Source organism: Bacillus cereus group sp. BfR-BA-01311, assembly GCF_022664295.1.
GTDB classification, from domain to species: Bacteria; Bacillota; Bacilli; order Bacillales; family Bacillaceae_G; genus Bacillus_A; species Bacillus_A cereus.
This window is the reverse complement of record NZ_JAKUHC010000002.1, coordinates 104,919-128,903: the sequence shown is the minus strand read 5'-3', so window position 1 is coordinate 128,903 and position 23,985 is coordinate 104,919. Positions and strand designations below refer to the sequence as shown.

Genomic DNA, 23,985 nt, shown 5'->3' with positions numbered 1-23,985 from the left:
TCAATGTTTGTAATGTAGTTAGCCTTTTGAGTCAGCTATAAAATCAGATATTATTTTTTCGATATCGAAAGGAGTAATCCCTTTATTCAAAGAGAAAATAGTTTCTGCTTCTTCGATGTCTTGAACGAGTTCACCTCTAGCTTCAATATGTAATCGGAACAAGTCATATAAATTCGGTTTAACTAAATTAGTTAAAGCCTTTCCAACTAGTATCATACCTTTTTGATTAGCTTCGATGGTATTATCATAAGTTAGATCTCTTGTAAGAGACAAATCTGTCCAAATCAATTTTCGTTCCTTTAAGTCTAAAATAACTGGAATAGAGATTTGGGTGTCGGCAGTAATATCCACTTTATCTTGAACAGTAGAAGGTTCAAATATTTCACCTGAACCAGGATATTGACGAACCATCCAACCAGTAAAGCATTCTGGTAAATCTTTATATGGTTGGTCTGTGTAAGAAAGCAAAGTCATAACTACATAGCGTCCACCATATTTCAGCACAGACGGAATATCGAAATCAATGAATTCAGATGCTCCCTTTGGTGCAGAAGTAATATCTCCGCTATGGTAGGCTTTGAAATTTTTTGAACGTAAGTTCGTGAAGGATACATGTTCTTTGTATTGCCAATCTTCGTCGTACATTGCAGCAGACAAATCAATGTCAACACGTCCTGTATGTTGTCCATTCACATAGCCTTCTTTCCACCATAGGAAAAAACGAATCGTATCTCCTTCTGGCAAATCTACTTTACTTCCTCGAGATAATGTGCGAAGCGCTTTGCTGGCTGAACGTTGAGAGAAGGGAACTAAGTGATTTTTTAACTGTTCATCCAAAAATACTTTTCCGAGACTTGGAAGTTCTGCGAAGCGATTTTTTAAAGTATCTTCACACATTTTTACAATCATTAAACAAATATCCTCTGAGATAAATGGAAGTGTATTTTCAATACCTATAGCTTTTGCTACATTTCCCTTTGGAAAAAAGGTGCGAAATTCATTTTTATCATTTCGATGCTTAAAATGAGCCGTGAGTTGAAGTAATACAGGAGTAGAAACATTTCCTATTATACTTAGAAACTCTTCGAGAATATTGAAAACATCTGTTGACGTATCACTACATAAACGGATTAAATGATCCAAGCGTCTGGCAAATTCCCCCGGGCGAGTTTTTAAAAGATTTTTCGCTGTCATGATATCACGATTCAACAAAGCTGCTTCTATTTTTCCATTAAATGTTTCAACTTTAATGTTGTTGCGAAGCATCTCAAATGCTCGGTGGGTTTTTGGGAAACGAGTATGATATTCTGCTGGATGAAGAATTTCACCTAAACGAATCCAACGTTTTTTGTATCGAATCATATCTTCGGTAATGTTTCCGCATTGCTCTAACAATCCTAAAAGGAAGCGTCTTTCTACTCGATTAAACTTCTTGAATCGAACGGAGGATGCTAAACTCACATCACCTTCAGATAAAGCAACTGCAAGGCGAAGAACATCAGTTGCTGTTTTAAAATACTTTGCAGCAGCATCGGCTGATATTTTTCTGTTTATTAATAAAACTCCAATTATAAAAGACATATTTTCCTTATGAGGAATTACATTAGGTAGAAAACAGGAAACATCTTCAGTGTGTGTAATAGCCCATTCTACATCTGTCTTATCAGTTGAGGAAATAGAGCTGTTTGCACGAATCAATTGAGAAATCATTTGATTGAAATCTTCTTCACTTCCTAAGTCAATAACTTTCAAATCAACGCTATCTAAAAGAGGAAGTCGTTCTTCTACTTTTGATATAGGCAGGCGCAACGTCACATAGTGAATAACGGCATTGATGTATAAATCAGCGTCACTTAAATCCATCATTTGTTGCGGAAAGTTTGGATACATAGGAGTAAACTGAATATGTGCACCAACCATTTCTTTTAAATGTTTTACCAACTCTTTGTAAAACGATGTGAATGTATCAACCGAAAGTGTTTGCAACTCTTCTATTAAAGGCTCAGAAAAAGTAAATCCTAAACTTTCCAAGTTTTTTAAAGCAGTGGCTAAATACATGTTCGGTAGTTTATTTTCTTCTCTTTTTATAATTACTTTTAAACTTCTTCTTATGTAAATAGAGTTTTTCATGAGAACGCCAGCTATTCACTCCTTATAAAAGAGGGGAATAGTCTGACTGTCCTCCTTTCAGTGGTAGATTTTTATTTTTACATGCATAAACACACTAATTGTAGAGAAATGCACTGAGGGTATAAAGCTATTTTTTAGTGAAAAATTAGGGGTATAACATTTAGTTGTTAAGTGGTAATTTGTTAATTAAGAAAAGAAAACCTCTACATCAATGGTTGATAAACTAAAGTTTATTCAAACCCAAAGAAGAAAGAGGTTTTATAGTCTAATTATTTTCATAGGAAATTGACAACTCTAAAACAATTTGAAATTTCTACAAAGAAGGAAGAATTGTCATAGCCTATGTGTTTAGCAGGAAAGTAACATCCCTATTTCGCCAAAGAAGTTAGAAGGAAGGAACGTCATAGCCTGCTTTATTAGTATATTCTCTTGCGAAGAGCAATTCAAGTATACTGTCTGATTTTTTATATTTTTCTTAAAGGGGAATTTTCATGTTTATCAATTAAATATGTTGAAGTATCCAAATATGAATACAAACTGTTATTCATGAGAATTTAGTTCGTTTGCAGCGTTTTGGGAGCAACTTATTCTGTTAGATTGATAGATATAAGGAAGCAACACTTTTGAATGATTTATTACTTGTAAGTGACTGTTCAATGCATCGTACTATTAAAAAATCTAAATTAAATCATTAAATTGCGATAAAATGTGGTCGGAAATAATGAAATTTTAGGAAAAATAAGGTACACTAGTCTATGATTTTAGTTGAAAATCGTTTGACGTTAATGCATACGGGGGAAAGATTGATGAACAACAATACAACAAATGAATCAGTTGAAGAAATTGATCAAAAACGAGTAAGATCAAAAAAACGTTATACAAATTGGAAGTTTATCGCAGCGGGTATTGGTGTAATTGCACTTCTTATTGGGGGAATGAGTTATTATCAGGCAACTCACTTCAATTCGAATGTTACAATTAATGACACAAAAGTTGGTGGTCTGAGCGCTGATCAGGCAATACAGAAATTAAAGACATCTGGACTAGCAAACAAAGTCTATGTTGATCAACAACAAATTTTAGATGAAAAAGATACAAAAACGGAACTTACGGAAAAAGATTTGCCTCAAGTTAAGAAACTATTAAAAAGTCAGTGGACATTTTTCCCTTCCTCAAAGGGAGAAAATTATTCATTACTACCAGAGAAGGCAGATCAGTATCGTAGTGAAACGATGAAAAAACTTGTAGAAGAAACGCTCATCTCTATGAATGAAAAATTAAAAGCGCCTCAAGATGCTATGGCGAAGCTAGAACAAGGAAAAATTGTTATTTCGAAAAGTGTTGAAGGAAAACAGTATGACGTTACTAGTCTACTGAAAGATTACGATAAGCAAAAATATAAAAGCGAAATTCATCTGAAGTCTGCATACATAAAACCTATTAAAGAAGACGATCCGATTGTCAAAAAAGAGGAGAAAGCACTACAGAATCTTCTTGGGCAGTCTGTTGAGTATAAAGTGCAGAATGAAGTTTATACTTTAAAAGCGAAAGATTTAATTCAAAATGCTTCTATGTCAAAGGATATGAAAGTTACAATTGACGCGAGCGACATTAAGAAAAAAATTACTGAAATTAATAATGCCAAATCAACATTAAATAAAGATTTCTCATTTAAAACGCATTCTGGTTCAGTCATATCAGTAAAAGGGCAAGGCTACGGCTGGGCACTAGATGTTGAAAAAGAAACTAAACAAGTTCAACAAGCCTTTGAGAAAGGCGAAAAATCGCTTTCTGCTTCTAATATTCACGGAAATGGTTGGGAGAAGGAAGGTATCGGTTATAAAACAACAGCGAATAATGGCATCGGAGACACGTATGCGGAAGTTTCAATTGCAGAGCAACAAATTTGGATTTACAAAGATGGAAAATTAGTTGTTACAACAAATGTAGTAACTGGTAAACATAGTACTGGTGAAGATACATCACCAGGTGTGTGGTACGTTCTATATAAACGAACACCATACACGCTAAGAGGTAGCGCAGTAGGGAAAGCTGATTATGCGGTTAAAGTAGATTACTGGGTTCCATTCACAAATAGTGGTCAAGGATTCCACGATGCCGGCTGGCGAAAAGACTGGGGAAATAACGCTTATTTAACAGGAGGATCAGGTGGGTGTGTGAACCTTCTTCCTAATGTTGCAAAAACTGTCTATGATAGTTTGAACACGTATGATCCAGTTATCGTGTACTAAAAAATAGCTACGTATCAAGAAATAAACAAAACTGGAAATCTTACCTGATGGTATATGAAAAAACACCTCTTGCATTCGCATACTAAGTGTGCAAATGTAATGGAGGTGTTTTTGTTTGAATACAAAAGTGTATTGTTAATAAGAAACAAAGTAGAAAGAGATTAAGAATAAGTATTCAAATAATCAATAAAATTGACAATGAATATCATTTTCACTTAATATAGAATCGTCGCATTTAATTAGACATGAATTTTTTGTTAATATAATAGATTTCTATTAAGTTGTCATATTTACGAACTATCATTAAATATTTTAAGAATTTAAACGTAGGAAAGGGTAATATAAAATGAACTGGAAAAAAGGCGGGTTATGGGTTATTATTTTTTTCGTTGTAAAAGGCACGATTTCTACACTTTTAATCGTTACAGGTGCTAAATATTTTGATTTATCATTTATGCAACTTATCTTATTAATTCTGACCTTATTAGTGATTTCTCTAATAAGTCGTAAATTGCTCTATAGACATAAACAAAACAAAAAGCAAAAAGAGCTAAATATATAATGAAGCCCCAGAGACCATTGGATTTCTGGGGTTTTATTTTGATAGTTTTTTCGCATGTATATTAATTTAACAGAATAGGTTGTCCAAAATGATAAAATCGATGATGTTTAAAATGCTTCAGTTATTTTTACATAAGGATTGTAGAGAGCCTTTGAATCAATCTTTATTCTGAAGCGACAGACACGTATAAATTATGCTCTTTTTTCAATTGGTAGTTTAAATGTAAAAGTACTGCCTTCTCCTAATTTACTTTCAACCGCAATTTCTCCTCCATGTAGTTCGACAATCCATTTTACCATCGACAATCCTAAACCTGTGTTTCCGATGTTTGAAGATGTTCGTGCTGCGTCAACTCGATAGAAGCGGTCCCATATTTTAGTAATATGTTGCTCGCTGATGCCGATGCCATTATCGGAGACTTTACCTATTATGTTGGTTTCATCACGGAATAGTTGCATATGCACAGTTCCGCTCGCTTTACTATAAGCAATCGCATTCGTTAGTAAATTCATTAATAAACGCATCATCAATGTTTGATCTGCTTTAATAAATAGGTCTTCCTCTATATTAGTTGTTATTTCAACCGAAGCTTCTTGAACCATTAATGAAAGCTCTTCTACAACGATTTCCGTTAATTCACTCATATTGATACATTCAAATTGGAAAGTATTATGGTTTCCTTGGTCAGCTCGTGCTAATAATAAGAGTTGTGAGATTAGAGCGGACATTTTACGTGATTGTTTTAAAATTACTTCTAACGATTCTTCCATTTCTTTCGGATTATTTCTCTGCGATAAAGCGTATTCGCATTGCGAAATAATAACAGATGTTGGTGTTCTTAATTCATGAGATGCGTCAGATGTAAATTGTTTTTCACTTTCGAATGATGTCTCCAATCGCTCAAACATTTTGTCAAAGGTTTGTGCTAAATGATACATTTCGTCTTTCGGTGAACCTTGTAAATTAATTCTCTTCGAAAGGTCTTTACCATCACCAATTTTACTGGCTGAATCACTCATTTGTTGCACAGGTCGAAACGCCCTTTGCGTAATAAAATATCCTCCGAATGCCGCAATAAGAATAAGTAATGGGAATGAGATGATTGTTACCACGATAAGCGTATTCATCGTTGAGGATAATTGGTTCATAGTCATTATTCCACGAACCCAGACTTGCTCATCGCCGCCTGCATTATGGAGAAAATCATATACTATCCATTCTTTATTGCCGTCTTTAATGGTTTGTATTTCATCGGATTTAAGCGATATCTTTTTATTAAAGCTTGTTGGACTATGTCCTACCAACAGCTCACCTTGTTTACTATAAATACTAATATTTACTCCATCTTCTAAGGTTTCAAAATCATCGTCAATCTTTAACTGCCCATGCTTATATTCGATATCTTCCATGCTTTCTTTTACTGTGTTCTTCAATTGATCTTTCATATTAAAAAGCAAAACTTTATCTGAAGAAGTTAAAATAAAAGCTAACACGAGTGCCATAATAATTACAATTAGCCCCGTATACCACAGAGTTACTCTCATTTTTATTGATAGTCTTTTCATGATTCTACTCGCAATACGTAACCAGTTCCTCGTACTGTATGAATTAACTTCGTTTCAAACTGGCTATCAATTTTTTTGCGAAGATAGCGGACGTAAACATCAATAATATTCGAGCCACCTTCATAATCGTAATTCCACACATGTTGCTCAATTTTATCTCGTGTCAACACAACTTCTTTATTACGAATCATATATTCTAAAATAGCAAATTCTTTACTGGAAAGAGTGATAACTTGGTCTCCTCGTGTTACTTTATGCATATTGCAATCTACCACTAGATCAGCGATTTCAAATACATTAGATGTATTTCCTGTTTTTCTTCGCATTAACACTCGAATTCTTGCTAACAGTTCATCAAAAGCAAACGGCTTTACTAAATAATCATCCGCACCTAAGTCGAGTCCTGTTACACGATCGTCAATTGTATCTTTAGCTGTAAGAAGCAAGACAGGAGTTGCATTATTGTCCGCGCGTAATCTTTGTAATACTTGTAAACCATCTATTCCTGGAATCATAATGTCAAGTACAATCAAATCGTAGGTAGCCATGTTTATATAATCCAGGGCATCTTCTCCATTCCCACATGCATCGACACTATAATGTTCTGCATTTAATCGTTTCACCAATATATTTTGTAAGTCTTGTTCATCTTCGACGATAAGAACTCGCATTAACATTCTCCTTTTCTTCTTATTAGTATGTATCACTATAATTCAAAAACATTAAAGGAAGATTAGAAACTAGTTAATTATATCATTTTATCTCACATTAACGGGCAGTAAGACTACTCCCTCAAAATTCGGTGAATGCGAGGTAGGTAGGGATTAACTGCCTGTAAAAGCCTTCACTTTATTTTTTTGTACATTAATCTTCCTTTAATGTTTGTTCAGTAATATAAAGGCAAGGATAAGGTGCACATGTAAAGGGAGGAAAACAGAATGGGAAAATGGATGCTGATTGGAGCAATGTCCTGTTTATTCTTAACAGCTTGTTCTACTCAAGCTGATAACAATACAGAAGTACAACAACTGAAAGTGGAAAATGATAAATTACAAAAAGAAGTTGCTCAATTACAACAAGAACCAAGCAAAATAGGGCCTGCTACGAATGATACGAAGCAAACACAAGATTTCAAAAACGAAGTCACATCTATTGTCGAAAAGGCAAATAACACGAAACCAGTTGGAGCAAAAGAAGAAAACCTAAATACGTACTTAGCAGCAAAAAAAGAAATTGACCAATTGGATGACAAGATAGATATATCTGATAATCAGCTAGAAGCAGATTATCACGCTGGAACGATAACTGTTGAACAATATCAAACGCAAGAAAGAGAACACGATATACTGGAAGATCAATTAGAACAAGCAGAAAATGCACTTGAAGCAAGATTTGGAATAGAGGATTAATCATTAAGGAGTGGATGGAAATGTTAAAACATAAAAAGAAAATAATGATAAGTGTAATTGCTATTTTAGTAAGTGGTATTGCTATTATTAGTGGATATTATGGCATGGGTTACAATTATGCAAAAAAGAATGAAAACTACACAGAGAAACAAGTTCGTGAAATTTCTTTAGCTCATACAAATGGAGAAATTATTAATGTGAAAAAAGAATTCGAATTAGAAGATGACAACTTAGCACAATCAAAATTTGAATATGAAGTGGAAATCAAGACACCTGATAATCTGTTAAATATTTTAAAGGTTAGTGCTAGAACGGGTACAATAGAAATCGATAATGAAGATTAAATAAATATCGCGTATTTGAAAAAGCTCCTAACAAAATTTGTTAGGAGCTTTTTCATGTTTATACTTTACTATTTTAAATAGGGGACTGCTACATCGCTAGTAAGTTAAGCAATACACTCATCTTTTTCGTTTTGGGAAACTATCAAATTCTTAAGTTGATGGGCATAGTGAAAGAAGACGTTCCATATTTGGAGTGTCTTTTCTTGATGTTTTTTCTAATGTGGATTGTATTTATGCTGCTTATTTTGTAACAAAAAGAACTGGATGAGGTATCCTTAAAGATGTGTAGTTATCTGTTCTTATCATATTTTATAAAATATGATAAGAACAATATATACAGAAAGAGGATGAGGCGATAAAAATTACTACGATTATATGAAACTGTGGGATCTAAGAGGCTTCTGTAGAAGGGAAAAGAAATAAGCAGCAAAAATCACCGGAGGAATGTATGAAATTGATTTTGACAATAGGTAAATCATTTGACAATTAAAATGATCTACTTTAATATATATGCCATAGCATATATATGGTGAAACAAATACATTCATTGTGAATGATTGACTGGTATGCTATATCCTTTTATATCTTAATTTATAGAGGTGATATATGAACTTACATGATTTAATAGGCTATCTTGTTCATCGTACTGATGTGAAAATGACCAATTATTTTACAAAGAAATTAAAGCCGTATGGAGTTACGCCAGAGCAGTGGGGGATTATTAGTGTTCTTTGTAGCCAAAGGAGCACTACTCAAAAAGAGTTGGCGGAAGCTATTGATAAAGATCAAACTACTGTCGTTAGAATGATACAGTCAATGGAGAGAAAAGGGATTGTAAAGAAGGCTTTGAATGACCAAGATAGGCGTTCACATAACCTTTTTTTAACTGAAAAAGGTGACGAGTTAAAGAAAACAATCTTGCCTGTAGTGAAAGACGCTCACCATTTCGTTACGAGTAATTTGAGCGAGGAAGAAATTAAAGTATTACAATCGTTATTAAACAAATTGTATGATACACACTATTAATATTTGTTCCTTATTGATGCTATGCTATTCGTAAGGAACAAACTTTGTTTTAGGTATTATATGTGCTATAGCATGTAATTTCGTTTGGACGAATGGGAAGATAGCTTTATTTTGTATGATATCTGATTCAGGTTCACTTTTTTGCCTAGTACCAGTCAAATTTTTGTATTATATATGCTATAGCATATAATTTTCAGCCCTTTAATATTGAAAAGGGTAATGTAAATTGAAGCGACTTCCATACGGGTAATCTCAGGAAATAGGGTAAAGGTAGTGACTACTACCTGAATAATACTGAGTTTTTATCAAATAATAAGAAAGGTGTGATTACTATTTTAATTTTCATCAATATTGTAAAAGTAGTGTTGTTTCTGTTCTTTTTAATGACAGGAACGAAAATTATATCCGGGAAAATGGCAGATGAATTCAAACGATTTGGTTTACCTTCGTTTTTTAATTTCTTAACTGGAGCTTTTGAGATTGTAGGAGCGATTGGAATGTTGATAGGAATTTGGATTTCAACAGTAGCTTTATGGGCAGGCTTGTTATTAGGAGGTACGATGCTTGCAGCCGCATTAACGCTAACTGTATTAGCGAGAGATCCTTTTAAGAAAGCGATACCTGCGCTTGTTTTGTTTGTCCTTAGTTTAGGGATAAGTTTATATCACATTTTCTAAACATAACCGAAAACTATTAAACTTTATGCGTTCAATTTACTATCATTTTGTGATTAGTTTACAAATAGGGGGATTCTCCAATTAGTGCTTGAATAATAATAGCAATACGAATTTAGACATTATGATCATTTGAATCATAATCAGTAAAAGAATGGGAAGAATTTTATATTAAAAATAGGAGTGAGTGAAAATGGCATATTTATTACAAGTTGATTTTCCGTTTGAAGGTCCTTTTGGTGAAGAAATGGAAAAAGGATTTTGGGATTTAGCAAATAGTATTAACGAAGAAGAAGGATTCCACTGGAAAATATGGACTGAGAATGAAGAAACAAAAGAAGCTGGAGGCATTTATGTATTTGAAGAAAAACAAGATGCTGAAAAATACGCGGAAATGCACAAGAACAGACTTGAAGCAGCTGGTGTTAAAGATATTAGAGTAAGAATTTTTAACATCAATGAAAAGTTAACTAAGTTGAATCGTGGTTTTATTAAATAATTCCGACAGTCGGAGCAAGCGTAAAAAGGAGGGGGATAATCCCCTCTTTTTTAATTCTTAAATTGATGGTGAGGGGGCTCGTATAAAAAATAAACCTAGTGCTATCATGAGACATTTTTTATTTGAACGATCTACAAGACTTCTTGACCAAATATTGGTAAACAATGTTGATAAAGCCCTAATAATATATAAACCAGAGACAGTAATTGCTGATTCTGTTATGTTAAGAACGATTAGGTTTAGAGCAATAAAGTAAACCTAACTTCCAACACTTGAAACACCAATATTAAACAATAAGATAGATGGATACCGCCAAATTTCCAATGTTTTGTTAAAACTCAATTGAATTCCTCCTAAAATATAATCAGATAGAATGCAACACTTAAAACAAAATAAAAAAATACCACTCCCACGACTTGAAGTCTTAGGGACGAGATTTATCATCGCGGTGCCACCCTAGTTTATTAATATGTCGCCATATTAACTTTATCAGGTACGGCATTTAAAAATGCTTATACCTTAGCTCTATAACGGGAGATCCCGCCACATAACCCCCTCCTAAAAGGTTCCGACGTGCTACTCTGAGGCTTGCTTCAATAAAGAAATTCTAACCCTTTTTCAGCTACCAGGGTTCTCTGTATAGAATTCACTTTATTTACTCTTCTCTTCATCGCATTTATTTTTTATATAATATTACCTATAGGTATTTGTGTTTAATATCTTAATAGGTTTTTTATAATACAAAAAACCTATTAAGATATATGATTCTCATCTAACAACTAAAAAAAGAAAAATACTTGAGAGCAAAAATTATTTGCAACTTTAATACAAAGTGGTTTTTTTCGTTTTGGGGGTACTATAAAATATTAGCTTGATAGCGATGGGATAGCGCCAACACAAAGCGAATTTCGTACGTTATCAGGGCCTAAATCCAAAAAACACTTAAAATATCAAGCTCCTAACATATTTTACATGACTAATATGTTAGGAGCTTTTGTTTTGGTAATGAGTTTTGCAACTTAATTTGAATAGTATTTTTCTCTGTTTAGGTAGAAATTAGTAAAGTCCCATAAACGATCGTTTATGGGACTTAGTTGGTTACACTAATTCACTAAATATATCGTCTTTTATTTACTATATATCTTTTGAGAAAATTACCATTTACACACAATCAGTATTAGTGTATTATTCATCTAGTACACTAATACTGAGGAGGGGAGAAATGAAAACTGAGTTTTCTCCTAATATCCCGATTTATATTCAGGTAATGGAATATATTAAAAAAGAAATTGTAACAGGTCGTTTAGCACCGGGTGATAAAATACCAGCTGTACGTGAACTAGCCAGTGAATTACAAGTGAATCCAAATACAATTCAACGCACATTTCAAGAGCTAGAACGAGAAGGTATTGCTGTGACACGAAGAGGAACAGGGAGATTTGTAACGAGTGAGAGAGAAATGATTACTGAACTACGCAAAGAAATGGCAACAGAGTTGCTTGATAATTTTATAAATGGAATGGACAATTTAGGATTTACGAAAGAAGAAATTCTTCCAATCCTCCATTCTTCATTAGAAAAGAAAAGGAAGGAAAACGAATGACAGAGTTATTAAAAATTGAGAATCTGTGGAAAAGATATAACTTAAAAACAGTGCTTCAAGATTTAAGTGCAACAATTTCTGAAGGGAAAATTATTGGTCTTGTTGGTGATAATGGTAGCGGAAAAACAACATTATTAAAAATGATTGCTGGTTTGCGTTATCCTTCTAAAGGAACTATCACAATTGAAGGTCAGAAGGTAGGAATAGAAACAAAGAAAATTGTTTCATTTATGCCTGATAGTCCTGTTTTTGACGAGTGGATGACGATAAAAGATGCTGTAGCTTTCTATCGGAATTTTTATCCTGATTTTGATTTAAACCAAGCAATGGAATTAATAACTGAATTTAAAATGCCATTAGAAGAGCATATAGTTGCTTTATCCAAAGGTGAAGTGGAAAAATTACAACTTATCTTAACTTTCTCAAGGAAAGCAAAGTTATATATATTAGATGAGCCATTGGGTGGAATTGATCTTGTTTCTAGAAAACATGTATTAGATTTAATTCTTAAATTTTACCGAGAAGATTGTACCATTCTCATTTCAACTCATTTAATAGAAGAAATCGAAAATATATTTGATGAGGTAATCTTTTTAAAAGAAGGAAATATTGTATTACATGAAAATGTAGAGGAAATCCGTTTTCATCAAGGGAAAGCAGTACATGAGTTGTTTAAGGAGGTTTTTGAGTAATGAATTCACTTTTTCATTATTTATATAAGTGTAATAAAAGAAGCATAGCCATCTTTTATTTTGTTTTTATCACTTTTTCTTTGCTACTTTTATTTCATGTGAAAGGTTCATTAAAAATAATGAATTCGTTTAGACAGGATATAACATTAGCCATATTTCTAATAGTATTATGTATGGCTTCGTTTTCTATTTTTTTACTAGCGTTGTCATCTTTTAATAAAACGATAAAAAATTCTATGATTCGCTACACAGCTATATCATCTCAAAGAAATATATATGCAAATTTATTTTTTTTCACACTCGTATTTATTATTTTGCTAGTAATAGGACTAATTTTTTTGTATTATTTTTCCTTAAATACTAATGGTAGTAAAGTGACTGAGAGTCTTCAACAAGATTTTTATATGTTATATGAATATGGCATCTTTCATCATGTATTTGCTGTTTTTTCGTGGGGAATCGATTTCATGTTTTTGTTAGTTTCTGGTTATTTCATCATAGTTATTACAAAACAGTTTCCTGTTAAGGAATCGGTGAGTAAGATACTTTTCTTTATCATTTTCTTTGCTATTTTTGTAACAATCCAAACAGTAGTAATGGATATTTTAAGTAGATTAGAGAAATATGTAGTTACTATAAAAAACAATGAGTTTATTGATCAGAATGGCTTTATTGATACGTCCTTTTATCCTAGTGAGTGGAGTACTATTACTGACCTAGGATTTAGCTGTTTGTTAATAATTTTCTTCGTAGCGCTTACTGGCCGCATCATCGATAAGAAACTAGAGATATAAAAAATTCACTTTATACGCAAAACACATTTTAGGAGGAAATAATGAAAACATCTAATCCAATGTTAAAAAAGAACGCTTTTCATAAAAAGCAAACAAATACTTCTACGATGACCATTGGTGGAACCGTTAGAAAAACATTCGTTATGCTTGTCTTACTTCTTGCAGCGTCTGTCTATTCATATTTACAGGTAACACAAGGTACAATGAAAATGTCGGTATTAATTGGAGTAGCAGTGGTTAATATAATAGTTGCATTTTTAGCTATATTTATTCCTCGAATATCACCAGTTTGCGCACCGATTTATGCTGTGGTAAAAGGAATTTTATTAGGAAGTATTTCTGCATATTATACAATGCGTTTTGGAAATTCTATTGCTTTAACTGCTGTATTATTAACCATTTCGATTTTATTTGCAATGTTAGTATTATATGCTACTCGTATAATAAAAGTAACTGAAAAGTTCCGTACTGTTTTAACAGCTGCAACACTTGGCATTTTAATTATGTATTTGATTGTCTTCTTACTAAACACCTTTGTTTTTACTGTTTCTTACATTCACCAAGGTGGGACAATCAGTATCATTATTAGTGCCGTTGTGATTTTCGTTGCTGCATTAAATTTATTACTAGATTTTGATTCGATTGAAAATGGTGCACGTAGCGGGGCAGCAAAACATATGGAGTGGTATAGCGCAATAGGGCTCATGATGACATTAGTATGGTTATACCTTGAAATTCTCCGTTTTGTTTCTTACTTTATGAAAAACGAAGAATAGAAAAAATCCTGCATGTTTGAAACATGCAGGATTTTTTTATCTAGTAGTGTAAATTTGAACCCGAGAAAAGTATCAAGAAGCTGTAACAGTAATTAAATATTGCTACTTTTTATTAATACACTAACAATTATTGTTGTTAGCTTTATGTATATTCATTTATAATAGAATATGGAAAATTTTAAACTGCAATAATAAAGATTTTTAGTATATAAGAGCTGGGAGCAGCTCTTTTTATTTTGCTCAGGGGGAGTGTGAAAGAAAAAAGTTTATGTTAGTAGCGAAATTAAATAATCTAATAGAAAATAAAAAATTAGAATTAGTAGAACTGGTAAATAAACATGGCTTTAGTCATACGAAAGTCCTCCGTTTAAGTCAGGAAATTGATAAATTAATTAATAAATATATGATTATAAAAAAGGAACCCTATAATAGTAGGGTTCAAAGGGAACATATACATAAAATAAATAAAGAGAATAATTTAATTATATAAGAAATTTTATACTGTAATATTGAGAAAGTGTAAAAACTTAATTAATTATTTTCGTTTGAAAAGTGATGTGATTACTATTTTAAAATTAAGAACAGAGTTAATAGATAAAGCAAACTAATTGATATAAAAGAAGATACCAATGTTAGTAAACTGGAAGGCAATATTGCATTTAATTTATATGAAGAGTTACAAAAAATAAACGAACCTAAGAAATTTAAATTTTATCCTTCTAATGAAAAGGAAGTCAGTGAATTCTCATAAGCTAATTTCTCGGAAGACGCTAAAAAAATGATTCGTTTAAGAAACTGGGTTTTAGAAGTGCTACCTATTATTCATTTGTATAATCAGGTTGGAAATTTACCTCTAACAAGAGAAAATGATGACTTTATAGAGTATCTTGAAGATAAAAATTAAAAACAAGTAAAAAACGGATGTAATTTGTCTAAAAATATAGAATTTTTATACAAAAATTCATAATTATGTTATATAATGATGTTAACAAACCATATTTTAGGCATTATCCCCGATTGTGTAGAATAAATAATTTGTTTTGATTAGCTAAAGAATTTAGCTAAAAGAACTTGTAGCGGGGCCTGCTGCAAGTTCTTTTATTTTTTCAGTAAAGGAAAATAAGAAAAGGAGGGAATACAAGTATGAAAAGAAATTTAAAGAAGGCAGCACTTAATTCGTTAGATGGTAAATGGGGGTTGGGGATTGGAGTATCAGCTTTAAACTATTTTGTACCCACTCTTAGTGCATCAGCAATCGCGGGTTTCATGTATTTATTAGTTGGCTTATTTATTGGAGTAATTGGTTTGGATGTGTTCTTAATTTATTCGATTAGTGGGGAACCACAAGTAGATCCAACTGCACTAGTTTTATTTATTCTAAGTTATATATTTTTAGGAATTATTTGTTTCTTTATTTACAGTTCCATACAAGGTATCTTTAAATTTGGATACTCTGTTTTCACCTTGCATTTAGGTAAAAGTGAAGATGCTAAAGTAGATGATGTATTTTTGGGATTTAAGAAGAACAACGTGTTTAAGTCAATAAAATTGGGTCTGTTACAGGCAATTTTTCTTTTTTTATGGAGTCTATTATTAATCGTTCCAGGTATTATTAAATATTTTTCTTATTCTATGTCTTATTACATATTAATAGAGAATCCTGATTATACAGCAAGTGAAGCATTGAGGGAAAGTAAAAGAATAATGAAAGGACAAAAGTCAAAGTTATTTGTTCTTTGGTTATCATTTATTGGTTGGTTTTTATTAGCCGCCTTTATAGGAATGTTTACATTTAATCTATCTTTTATTTTCATTTCTCCTTATTACAACACAACTGTTTCACATTTTTACTTAGATATAATTAAAAAACAAGATGTTGGAGAAGCGAAGGTAAGTATATAGATGGGGAGAGTGGATATGCGATTATGCACATCCACTTTTTAATTATTATATTAAAAGACTTAAGCAGCTGGATATACCATGTTTATTATGATTTGAGCAAGGATACCACAAACGTGTTGCAAGTTGGGTTGAAACAAAGGTTGATTATAAATGCTTACTTGTACTAGAATTTTATCTTTGATAAAAATATTTATATATAGAAATTTAGATTAATAGTATTACTCTGTGCATTCCATCTCTCTCTTTTTTGCTTTAAATGTAGATTTTCGTTTTACTTTTATCTCAGCAAGTATAACACCGCTTAGAATAAGTAATGCTCCAATATACCCTTTGAGTGACAATACTTCGTTCATGAACAGGTATGCAAATAGTGCAGAAAATACAGGTTCTAATGAAAAAATGAGTCCTGTATGTGTCGGTGTTGTGTATTTCTGTGCCATCGCCTGAATGATGTAGGCAAAAGCACTGCAGAATACACTTAATACTAGTACAGCGATCCAACTTTCTTTAGTGGATGGAAGTTGCGGCTCTTCGAAAATCAGGGCAGAGAGTACGCCAAACCCTCCTGCAAATCCCAACTGAAGAATTCCAAGCTGCAATGTATTGGCAACTTTAGCCGCCCTTCCGGTGACAATAATATGAAAAGCATAAAAGAGAGCAGCGAGTATACAGAGTAAATCCCCAGAATTAAGTGTTAATTGATTATTCAAAGTCAGTAAACCAATTCCAGTCATTGCAACAAGGGAACTAATGATTAGTCTGTAGCTCAGTCGATCCTTAAACAGAACGATAGATAATAAAGGGATAAAGATTACGGTCAAACTGGCTAGAAAACCAGCATTTGAAGCTGATGTCGTTTTTAAACCTAAGATGACTGAAGCAGATACAACGAAAAGTAAAAATCCTAGAATAAAGCCGTATTTTAAGGTGACAAAATGAATTGAACGAAATTGTTTAAAAAAAACAGCAGCACAAACCAAAAAAGCAATACCAAAGCGTAATGCAACAAGAGAAAATGAAGGGACAGTTTCCAATCCGACTTTCATAAAAAGGTAGGAAGTACCCCAGGTCATTGTAACAAGTAAGATCATAAGATTAGCCTTTATTGGTTTCATTTTTAGTTCTCCTTTAAAATTTTTATGTACTTAGTTTAATTGTGATTCAAGTATTAGTAAAACGAATATATGTAATGTTATACTTGAACAAAATTCATACATGAGAAAGTAGGAGAATCGATGAGTCTGACTAAGTTAGAAATCTTTCTGAAGACGGTTGAAATGGGGAACTTATCAAGAGCGGCCGAAGCACTGAATGTGACTCAGTCAGGTGTCAGCCATGCGATTAGAAGTCTTGAATTGGAGTATGGTTTTCAACTGTTATCCCGGAATAAAACAGGTGTTCGATTAACAGAAAATGGTGAGCGTGTTTTAACGCATGTTCGTGAAGTAGTAAATCATAATGAGCGATTGAAGCAAACTGTTGCAGAGATTAATGGGATAGTGGCAGGAACCTTGCGCATCGGAACCTTTACAAGCGTTTCTATTCACTGGTTGCCTGCAATCATTCATCGATTTCACTTGGAATATCCTCGAATTGAAATCAAATTAATGGAAGGTGATTATGGAATGATTGAAACGTGGATTCAACAAGGGGTGATTGACTTAGGTTTTATGTCACTACCGTCGTCGGGCCATCTAGAATCTATTCCACTAAGAAAAGATCGAATGCTATGTGTCCTTCCTAAAAATCACTCATTAAGTAAACAATCTATAATTCAGTACGATCAGCTCGAGAAAGAACCTTTTATTATGCCTGCTTCTTCATGTGGTTACGATGTTAGGAAAGTATTAGAAGCTGCTAGGATTCATCTCGATATCCAATTTGAAACCGGTGATGATCATGCGATTGTCGCGATGGTGGAGAACGGGCTTGGAATCAGTGTCATGTCTGAACTCGCATTACAAGGACAATGCGAAAATGTTACGGTTGTGGAATTGGAAGACAAACCTAAACGATCGCTTGGGTTGTCACTTACTTCAATTAAACACGCATTACCAGCGACAAAACGTTTTATCGAACATACCCAAAAATGGCTGGATGGCGATTGAATATATAGGTAAGTAAAAGAAAATTAACATTTTATGATATTTAGTCCATATAAGGGTAGCACCACATCACTATCAAGCTAAGAAAATACAACTACCCCCAGAACGAAATTTTGTGCTAACTTATAACAAAATTTCGTTTTGAGGTATTTCAAAATATGAGCTGGATAGGCATGTACGGTGATCCCTACGTAATTATTAGAAAAACATTAGTTTTTAAATTGTATACACGCTGATCACGGTAATTTTTCGATGCACCCATCATAATGAATCTCTCCTTTTCCTCTTTTTATCAGTATTGGTAGGTAAAGAGGGGGCCAGACACAAAAACAGGTTGTGGAGAAAGTCTTCTTCACAACCTGAGAGTAGTTATATATCCAAATATACTCTGTTCTTTTAACTATTAAGTCTTTTATAATCTATTATAGTCGATATAACTAGAGTCATAATAAATCCACTGCCCTGTTCCAATTCTTAGCCAGCCGTTCTTTTCTTCATATACTGTAACTTTTTCGCCCTTACTTGTCTTTCTAACAATAGAATAGTTTGTACCTGATCCGCTTCGAACATTTACTCCAATACCATTAATTTGAGCCGTTCCAATTACCTTTTCAACACTACCATTTTCAATTACTTGTAGCATATTTAGAATGAATGTTGCTGTTTCACCACGAGTTGTTGTTCCTTTAGGATCGTATTGATTGTCACCCTTACCTCTTACAATACCTAGACCATACAGTCTTTGTACGTCTTCTTTATAAATAATTTGGTCTTTGTCTGAGAATGGTAGGTTTACAACTGGTCCCCATATACCTTTATACTGTAAAGCCTTGTTTACAATAATTGCTGATTCTTCTCTTGTAATAGGTGTGTTTGGGTCAAAATAACCATCTCCTCTACCTTGAATGATACCTGCACTTGCAGTACGTTTAATACCATCTCGTAAAGTTGTATTTGCATCGTTTAGGTCTTTAAATGAAGCATCTCCAGCTGGCAGGTTTAGAGATTTAGAGATTAATTGAGCAAATTCGGCTCTTGTTATCGCTCTATTAGGTGCGAAAACTCCGTTTCCTTCCCCTATCATAATACCTCTTCTATTTAACTCTCGAATAGCTTCTTCATACCAACCTCCAGTAATGTCATCTTTTGGTTGATAAAAATTATTATAATACCCACCAACGCCATTTACGAATGCATCCCATTGTCCATTATTAATCATATTAGCAGGACAGATTTTACCACTCCATTTTTGGTGTTTTACAATGTTATTTAACGGTACACCAGTTTCTTTCATTAAATAAGCTACAAGTTTCTTAGCATTATCTACTGCTTTACTATAGTTACCGTCACTGTTAACTGCGATTTCAATTGCAATGGATTCTCTATTACCTGGACCATCACCGTCTCCGGCGTGCCATCCGTTCTCGTTTAATGGTAGATGTTGATAAATCTCTTTATCGTCTACTGTAAAATGCCACGATGCAGCTCGGTCTGTGTTCCCTACTGCTTGGTTATATAGGTATTGAGCGTGGTTTCTAGCACCTGCTCCTACACTAGTATTATCAGTCTCATGAATTGTAATGTACTTTGGACTCATGTAATTTTGCGGACGAATATTATCATTCCCTGTTGGAACAATCCACTCAGTGAATGGAACACCGTTTATTGTACTAGAGGTGCTAGGTGATATGGGAGACAGACTACGTTTTATTCTGTTTGAATTGCTAGGCACAGTTAATGTACCTGTTTCTTCATGAATACCTTCTGAACGTTGAAGACTGTCTGTTTTTTTCTTGTCGACAGTACCTCCACCACGTCCATCTACCCCTTCAAAACTAGCTTCAATACTTTTTAAAGCTTGTTCATCTGATGTTGTTTTACTTTGTTCCTGAACGTTTGTAGGTTGCTTATTGTTTACTAATTGTTGTTCCTCTGCAAACGATACCAATGGTGAAGATAATACCGTTAATCCTGCCGTGAATGCTACTACTTTTTTATTAAATTTAATGTTCATTTCTAATTTGGTATACCTCACTATTTTAATAGATATACCTTCCTCCTTGTACTTCTTTTAGTGTGAATGTTAGTTTAAATACTGGTAGCCTGAACCCTCAAAATAACAGATTGGTTTTACATTTCATATGTCAAACCGACATCTATAAGTCCTACTTGAAATGTTAGTACTTTAGAATTATAACACAGCACGGTTGCAATACTTCCAAGACTCTTGCAAGTGATCTCCTAATCTTAGATATACTGATAGTATGAATCTAAAAAAGGGCATGATTACATCGCTATCCAGCTAAGAATTTTCTAACACTCCAAACCGAGCTAACTTCTCATGGATAACTGTAGAATGAGCATTTTTATAGCTTTTTCGATTATTTTTTAGAAGATTTAGAGGTGGGAGTTGAAAATGGGTTTTATTTTAGTGTAAAATTACACTAAAATAAACATTTGTTACCTTGGAGGGGAGAAAGTGAATAAGGAGCTTATAATTGAACTCATTTCAACGAAAGCAAAGTTAATACGTACTGAAAAAGGATATACACAAGATAAAATGGCTGAAGTTCTCGGCATTTCAAAAAAAACGCTTGTTCAAATTGAGAAAGGGAGAACAAATGCAGGTTGGACCAATACCGTTGCTATTTGTGCATTGTTTAGGAATAGTGAGGTTTTACAGTCTTCTCTTGGGGATGATCCATTAGTAGTAATCGAGACAATGGCCCACAATAGCACTAGCAAATTCAAAGAAAAAACATTGGGAGGAAAAGTGTGGTGGAAACAGATTCAAGAAAAAGGGAACTTTCGTTTACAACAAAATCTAATAAGTCAGCACTATCGTATTTTAGACAAACATGATTACCGGTGGTTTAATTCGTTCGATCTTGAAGAAGCGTTAGAACAACTTGATACACTAGCAACCGATTCAGACAATTAAATAACCCCTTAAAACTATAATGAGTGAAAATAAATTAGGAGGAAATTATATATGATTATCTTAAGTTTTCTTTGGATTCTCTATGTACCTTATCTTGTATTATGCGGTTTTGTCGGTGGGATCTATCTAATTATTACTGGTGTTAAATATCGCAAATTACTAGCCAGTGTAATGGGATTACTCAGCGTTTCTTTTGTCGTACTGCCTTATGTTTTTTGGGGTATGGGGGTTGATGGAGATAAATATCTTCCCATTCCAACCGAACTATATTGGATTCTATTTTCTTTAACTGGGCTAATAGCAGCATTCATTGGATTACGGTCAAAAATTAAAGGTATACGCTATATGGGATTTATTATTTTTACTAGTGGAATAGTAGGCGACCTTTTCTATTATTTAATGTCTGTGCCTGATTCAATGTATATTAGATAGTTTTTTCCAAACTCAACGCATCTAATACTATATGGTGACTGAATCCAATTGGATAATACAACAAAGGTAGTGGATAAATCACTGTCTTTTTTACATAAACCATTTACCTATGAGATGGGTTGCACATAACCGTTGTATTTCATTAAGTACATAAAAGGTAGCATATAGATAGCTATCTGTAATTTCTACATTCTTCGACCAGTTTCCATCACGATACGTATTCTATTCTTTGTACAAACAATAGGTAGATTTTGCATTCTTGGATATGATTTGATCCATGGGGGTGAAAACATGCGAGAGAATCCGCTATAGATGCTCTTTATTATCACTTCGGTCATGTAAGGGTATCTATCCATGAGCAGTAATGTGCAACATGAATATATGAAAAAGAATTCAAAAAAATCACTCTTTACAAGTTTTCTTATATTATTAGTGATTGTACTTGATTTATTTTAACTTACATCGATTAGTCCAGAATCTAGTACAAGAGATGGGATACTACTAGGTATTATCGTGTTCATTTACGACTCATTCCTATTATATATGTCTATCAATTATGAATGAAACAATTTGCTGTTTTAGAAGAGGAATATTTCATAAGCATAATCTATACAAAGTAGGAACACCCCACTTGGACACTTAACTAAGTGGGGTGTTTTTTTTTTGATTTTAACCAAGAAGATTCCTTACTCAAGGAGCGTGAAGGGTCACAGCTCAGTGAGTAGGTGGGAGATGACTTTCGGAAAATTCATTAAAGTATACATTCAGATAGATAAAATAGTTGCACCTACTGTAGAACCAGACTAGTCTCCGTCTTTCATTATATTTTGCAAAAGAACAAAAAATAGTAAATTAGAATAATGACTTAATACTTGCTAGAATAGTAAGTACTCCTACAATAATAACAAATACATTGCTCATTTTACCTCTATATTTAGCTAATACCGGTACTTTACGGATCGCATACATTGGTAATAGACATAAGATAGCAGCAACTAATGGACCGCTTAGAGCGTCAATGAGCCCAAGAATACTTGGATTTGCATAAGCAACATACCAGCATGTTAATACGACAAAAGTAAGAATTACTGTCTTAACTGTTTTTTCTTCTATATCTTGTCCACGTGTTTTACCAAATTTGATAATCATATCACGCATTACTTCATATGATCCTATATAATGACCAAGGAAAGACTTTGTTATAGCCATAAAAGCAATAATAGGAGCTGCAATCGTAATTACTGGCGAATTAAGTTCATTAGCGAGATAGGATAGGATTGATAAGTTCTGCTCTTTTGCCACTTTTAAATCATCTGGAGTCAAACTCAGTGCGCTGCTCCAAACGAAGAACATAACAACAACGAACGTCATGATATAACAAACTTTTTGTATTTGAGCACATTTAGCATCAGTTGCTTCTATTCCATACGTAGATCTTTGTTTTATCACAAAAGACGAAATCATTGGAGAATGGTTAAATGAAAACACTATGATAGGTAGTATCATCCATATCGTTCCCAAATATCCTGTTCCGGTTGAAGCAGTAGAGACATCTGAAAAACTAAGCATTGATGTGTTCCACTGAGGAATTAGGGATATTGCGATAAATAGTAGAGAAGCTATGAAAGGGTATACTAGCAAGCTCATAATTTTTACAGTGATATCTTGACCAAAATTTAGTATAGCGATAAGACCCAGTACTAAGACAAGCGATAAAATGGCTCTTGAGGGCTCTTTCATATGTAATTGATGCACAATAAAACTACTTGCAGTATTTGTAAGTGCAACTGAATACATCAAGACAATTGTATAAATTGAGACGAAGTATACGATGTTAAAAATAATACTCGCCTTATTTCCGAAATACTCTCTTATTGTACCCGTAATTCCCTCATCGGCAGAATTGGAAGCATATATCATTTTAGCAAGCGCTCTATGTGAGTAATACATAACTGGATAGGCAAGTAATGTAATGAGTAATAATGATAATAAACCACCTGAACCTGCATTAATTGGTAAAAAGAGTACTCCTGCTCCAATTGCTGTCCCAAAAAGGCTCAATGCCCACGTAGTATCTTGCTTATGCCACTTTTTAGGATCCAAATATTTCTCGTTTGTAATCACAGTATTTTCAGATTGCAATTCTATTTTTTTAGCAGTATTCCCATTCATATAATAAATCCTCCTTGTATCCTATTCTTAAGTCTTAGGAATATAAGTCGTTCTGGAAAATGAATCTCCTACAAGTTCCTCAAATCGTGTGTTCTTCTCTAATTGAA

At 33.3% G+C, this 23,985-nt stretch carries 22 protein-coding genes, 1 pseudogene and 1 other annotated feature; of the genes and pseudogenes, 16 read left to right on the top strand and 7 right to left on the bottom strand.

Going from position 1 to position 23,985, the window contains the following annotated elements; all coding sequences use genetic code 11:
* Positions 1-18 precede the first annotated feature (18 nt).
* A complete protein-coding gene (locus tag MR136_RS05805) occupies positions 19-2,130 on the bottom strand; it encodes a TerD family protein (protein ID WP_242259277.1) in 2,112 nt (703 codons plus the stop codon).
* An 806-nt stretch (positions 2,131-2,936) separates the two neighbouring features.
* Here MR136_RS05805 and MR136_RS05800 point away from each other — a divergent pair.
* A complete protein-coding gene (locus MR136_RS05800; protein ID WP_061457443.1) occupies positions 2,937-4,382 on the top strand; it encodes a L,D-transpeptidase family protein in 1,446 nt (481 codons plus the stop codon).
* Between the two features lie 346 nt (positions 4,383-4,728).
* Positions 4,729-4,944 carry a hypothetical protein gene (locus tag MR136_RS05795; RefSeq protein WP_001104104.1) on the top strand — a complete coding sequence of 72 codons (216 nt, stop codon included), beginning with the start codon at positions 4,729-4,731 and terminating at the stop codon, positions 4,942-4,944.
* A 191-nt stretch (positions 4,945-5,135) separates the two neighbouring features.
* Here MR136_RS05795 and MR136_RS05790 read toward each other — a convergent pair whose 3' ends face one another.
* Together MR136_RS05790 and MR136_RS05785 are read right to left on the bottom strand one after the other, a co-directional pair.
* A complete protein-coding gene (locus MR136_RS05790) occupies positions 5,136-6,509 on the bottom strand; it encodes a sensor histidine kinase (RefSeq protein ID WP_017673657.1) in 1,374 nt (457 codons plus the stop codon).
* Positions 6,506-7,180: a response regulator transcription factor gene (locus MR136_RS05785; RefSeq protein ID WP_001264523.1), complete on the bottom strand. Its 675-nt coding sequence runs from the start codon at positions 7,178-7,180 to the stop codon at positions 6,506-6,508. The genes MR136_RS05790 and MR136_RS05785 overlap by 4 nt, the downstream gene beginning before the upstream one ends.
* A gap of 267 nt (positions 7,181-7,447) precedes the next feature.
* Between MR136_RS05785 and MR136_RS05780 the strand changes: the two genes are divergently transcribed.
* From MR136_RS05780 to MR136_RS05760, 5 genes are all read left to right on the top strand, one after another.
* Entirely contained in the window at positions 7,448-7,918 is a 471-nt protein-coding gene (locus MR136_RS05780) for a hypothetical protein (protein ID WP_017673656.1), read from the top strand.
* A gap of 20 nt (positions 7,919-7,938) precedes the next feature.
* Positions 7,939-8,262, top strand: a complete 324-nt coding sequence (locus tag MR136_RS05775) for a PepSY domain-containing protein (RefSeq protein WP_000912138.1) — start codon at positions 7,939-7,941, stop codon at positions 8,260-8,262.
* A gap of 606 nt (positions 8,263-8,868) precedes the next feature.
* On the top strand, positions 8,869-9,288 hold the full coding sequence (locus MR136_RS05770) for a MarR family winged helix-turn-helix transcriptional regulator (RefSeq protein WP_001048563.1): 420 nt from the start codon (positions 8,869-8,871) through the stop codon (positions 9,286-9,288).
* A gap of 326 nt (positions 9,289-9,614) precedes the next feature.
* Positions 9,615-9,965, top strand: coding sequence for a DoxX family protein (locus tag MR136_RS05765; protein ID WP_031312243.1), 351 nt, complete (start codon positions 9,615-9,617; stop codon positions 9,963-9,965).
* A gap of 190 nt (positions 9,966-10,155) precedes the next feature.
* A complete protein-coding gene (locus MR136_RS05760; RefSeq protein ID WP_000323764.1) occupies positions 10,156-10,461 on the top strand; it encodes a monooxygenase in 306 nt (101 codons plus the stop codon).
* 87 nt (positions 10,462-10,548) lie between these two features.
* On the opposite strand, the pseudogene MR136_RS05755 reads toward MR136_RS05760, so the two are convergent.
* Positions 10,549-10,803: pseudogene (locus MR136_RS05755) on the bottom strand (MFS transporter); the annotation flags it as partial.
* Between the two features lie 81 nt (positions 10,804-10,884).
* Positions 10,885-11,141, bottom strand: a binding site (T-box leader).
* Between the two features lie 542 nt (positions 11,142-11,683).
* Between MR136_RS05755 and MR136_RS05750 the strand changes: the two are divergent.
* The 6 genes from MR136_RS05750 to MR136_RS05730 all read left to right on the top strand — a co-directional run bounded on the left by MR136_RS05750 (position 11,684) and on the right by MR136_RS05730 (position 16,228).
* Positions 11,684-12,064: a GntR family transcriptional regulator gene (locus MR136_RS05750; protein WP_017673653.1), complete on the top strand. Its 381-nt coding sequence runs from the start codon at positions 11,684-11,686 to the stop codon at positions 12,062-12,064.
* Positions 12,061-12,756, top strand: coding sequence for an ABC transporter ATP-binding protein (locus MR136_RS05745; protein WP_000137758.1), 696 nt, complete (start codon positions 12,061-12,063; stop codon positions 12,754-12,756). The genes MR136_RS05750 and MR136_RS05745 overlap by 4 nt, the downstream gene beginning before the upstream one ends.
* Positions 12,756-13,550, top strand: a complete 795-nt coding sequence (locus tag MR136_RS05740; protein WP_061457442.1) for a hypothetical protein — start codon at positions 12,756-12,758, stop codon at positions 13,548-13,550. The genes MR136_RS05745 and MR136_RS05740 overlap by 1 nt, the downstream gene beginning before the upstream one ends.
* Before the next feature lie 41 nt (positions 13,551-13,591).
* Positions 13,592-14,326, top strand: coding sequence for a Bax inhibitor-1/YccA family protein (locus MR136_RS05735; protein WP_061457441.1), 735 nt, complete (start codon positions 13,592-13,594; stop codon positions 14,324-14,326).
* A gap of 268 nt (positions 14,327-14,594) precedes the next feature.
* Positions 14,595-14,816: an aspartyl-phosphate phosphatase Spo0E family protein gene (locus tag MR136_RS28410; RefSeq protein ID WP_000959245.1), complete on the top strand. Its 222-nt coding sequence runs from the start codon at positions 14,595-14,597 to the stop codon at positions 14,814-14,816.
* Between the two features lie 653 nt (positions 14,817-15,469).
* Positions 15,470-16,228: a DUF975 family protein gene (locus MR136_RS05730; protein ID WP_000827978.1), complete on the top strand. Its 759-nt coding sequence runs from the start codon at positions 15,470-15,472 to the stop codon at positions 16,226-16,228.
* Between the two features lie 218 nt (positions 16,229-16,446).
* Here the strand turns inward: MR136_RS05730 and MR136_RS05725 are convergent, their stop codons facing one another.
* Positions 16,447-17,343 carry a DMT family transporter gene (locus MR136_RS05725; RefSeq protein WP_017673650.1) on the bottom strand — a complete coding sequence of 299 codons (897 nt, stop codon included), beginning with the start codon at positions 17,341-17,343 and terminating at the stop codon, positions 16,447-16,449.
* A gap of 120 nt (positions 17,344-17,463) precedes the next feature.
* On the opposite strand from MR136_RS05725, the gene MR136_RS05720 reads away from it, so the two are divergent.
* Entirely contained in the window at positions 17,464-18,336 is an 873-nt protein-coding gene (locus MR136_RS05720) for a LysR family transcriptional regulator (protein ID WP_000059808.1), read from the top strand.
* Positions 18,337-18,745: 409 nt separating this feature from the next.
* Here the strand turns inward: MR136_RS05720 and MR136_RS05715 are convergent, their stop codons facing one another.
* Positions 18,746-20,347, bottom strand: a complete 1,602-nt coding sequence (locus MR136_RS05715; RefSeq protein WP_061457514.1) for an S-layer homology domain-containing protein — start codon at positions 20,345-20,347, stop codon at positions 18,746-18,748.
* A 465-nt stretch (positions 20,348-20,812) separates the two neighbouring features.
* On the opposite strand from MR136_RS05715, the gene MR136_RS05710 reads away from it, so the two are divergent.
* Together MR136_RS05710 and MR136_RS05705 are read left to right on the top strand one after the other, a co-directional pair.
* The gene (locus MR136_RS05710) at positions 20,813-21,274 is read left to right on the top strand and encodes a helix-turn-helix transcriptional regulator (protein ID WP_001031163.1); all 462 of its coding nucleotides are present in this window, start codon (positions 20,813-20,815) and stop codon (positions 21,272-21,274) included.
* A gap of 51 nt (positions 21,275-21,325) precedes the next feature.
* Entirely contained in the window at positions 21,326-21,706 is a 381-nt protein-coding gene (locus MR136_RS05705; RefSeq protein ID WP_000584980.1) for a hypothetical protein, read from the top strand.
* An 852-nt stretch (positions 21,707-22,558) separates the two neighbouring features.
* Here the strand turns inward: MR136_RS05705 and MR136_RS05700 are convergent.
* The gene (locus tag MR136_RS05700; RefSeq protein ID WP_061457440.1) at positions 22,559-23,878 is read right to left on the bottom strand and encodes an aromatic amino acid transport family protein; all 1,320 of its coding nucleotides are present in this window, start codon (positions 23,876-23,878) and stop codon (positions 22,559-22,561) included.
* Positions 23,879-23,985: the final 107 nt, after the last annotated feature.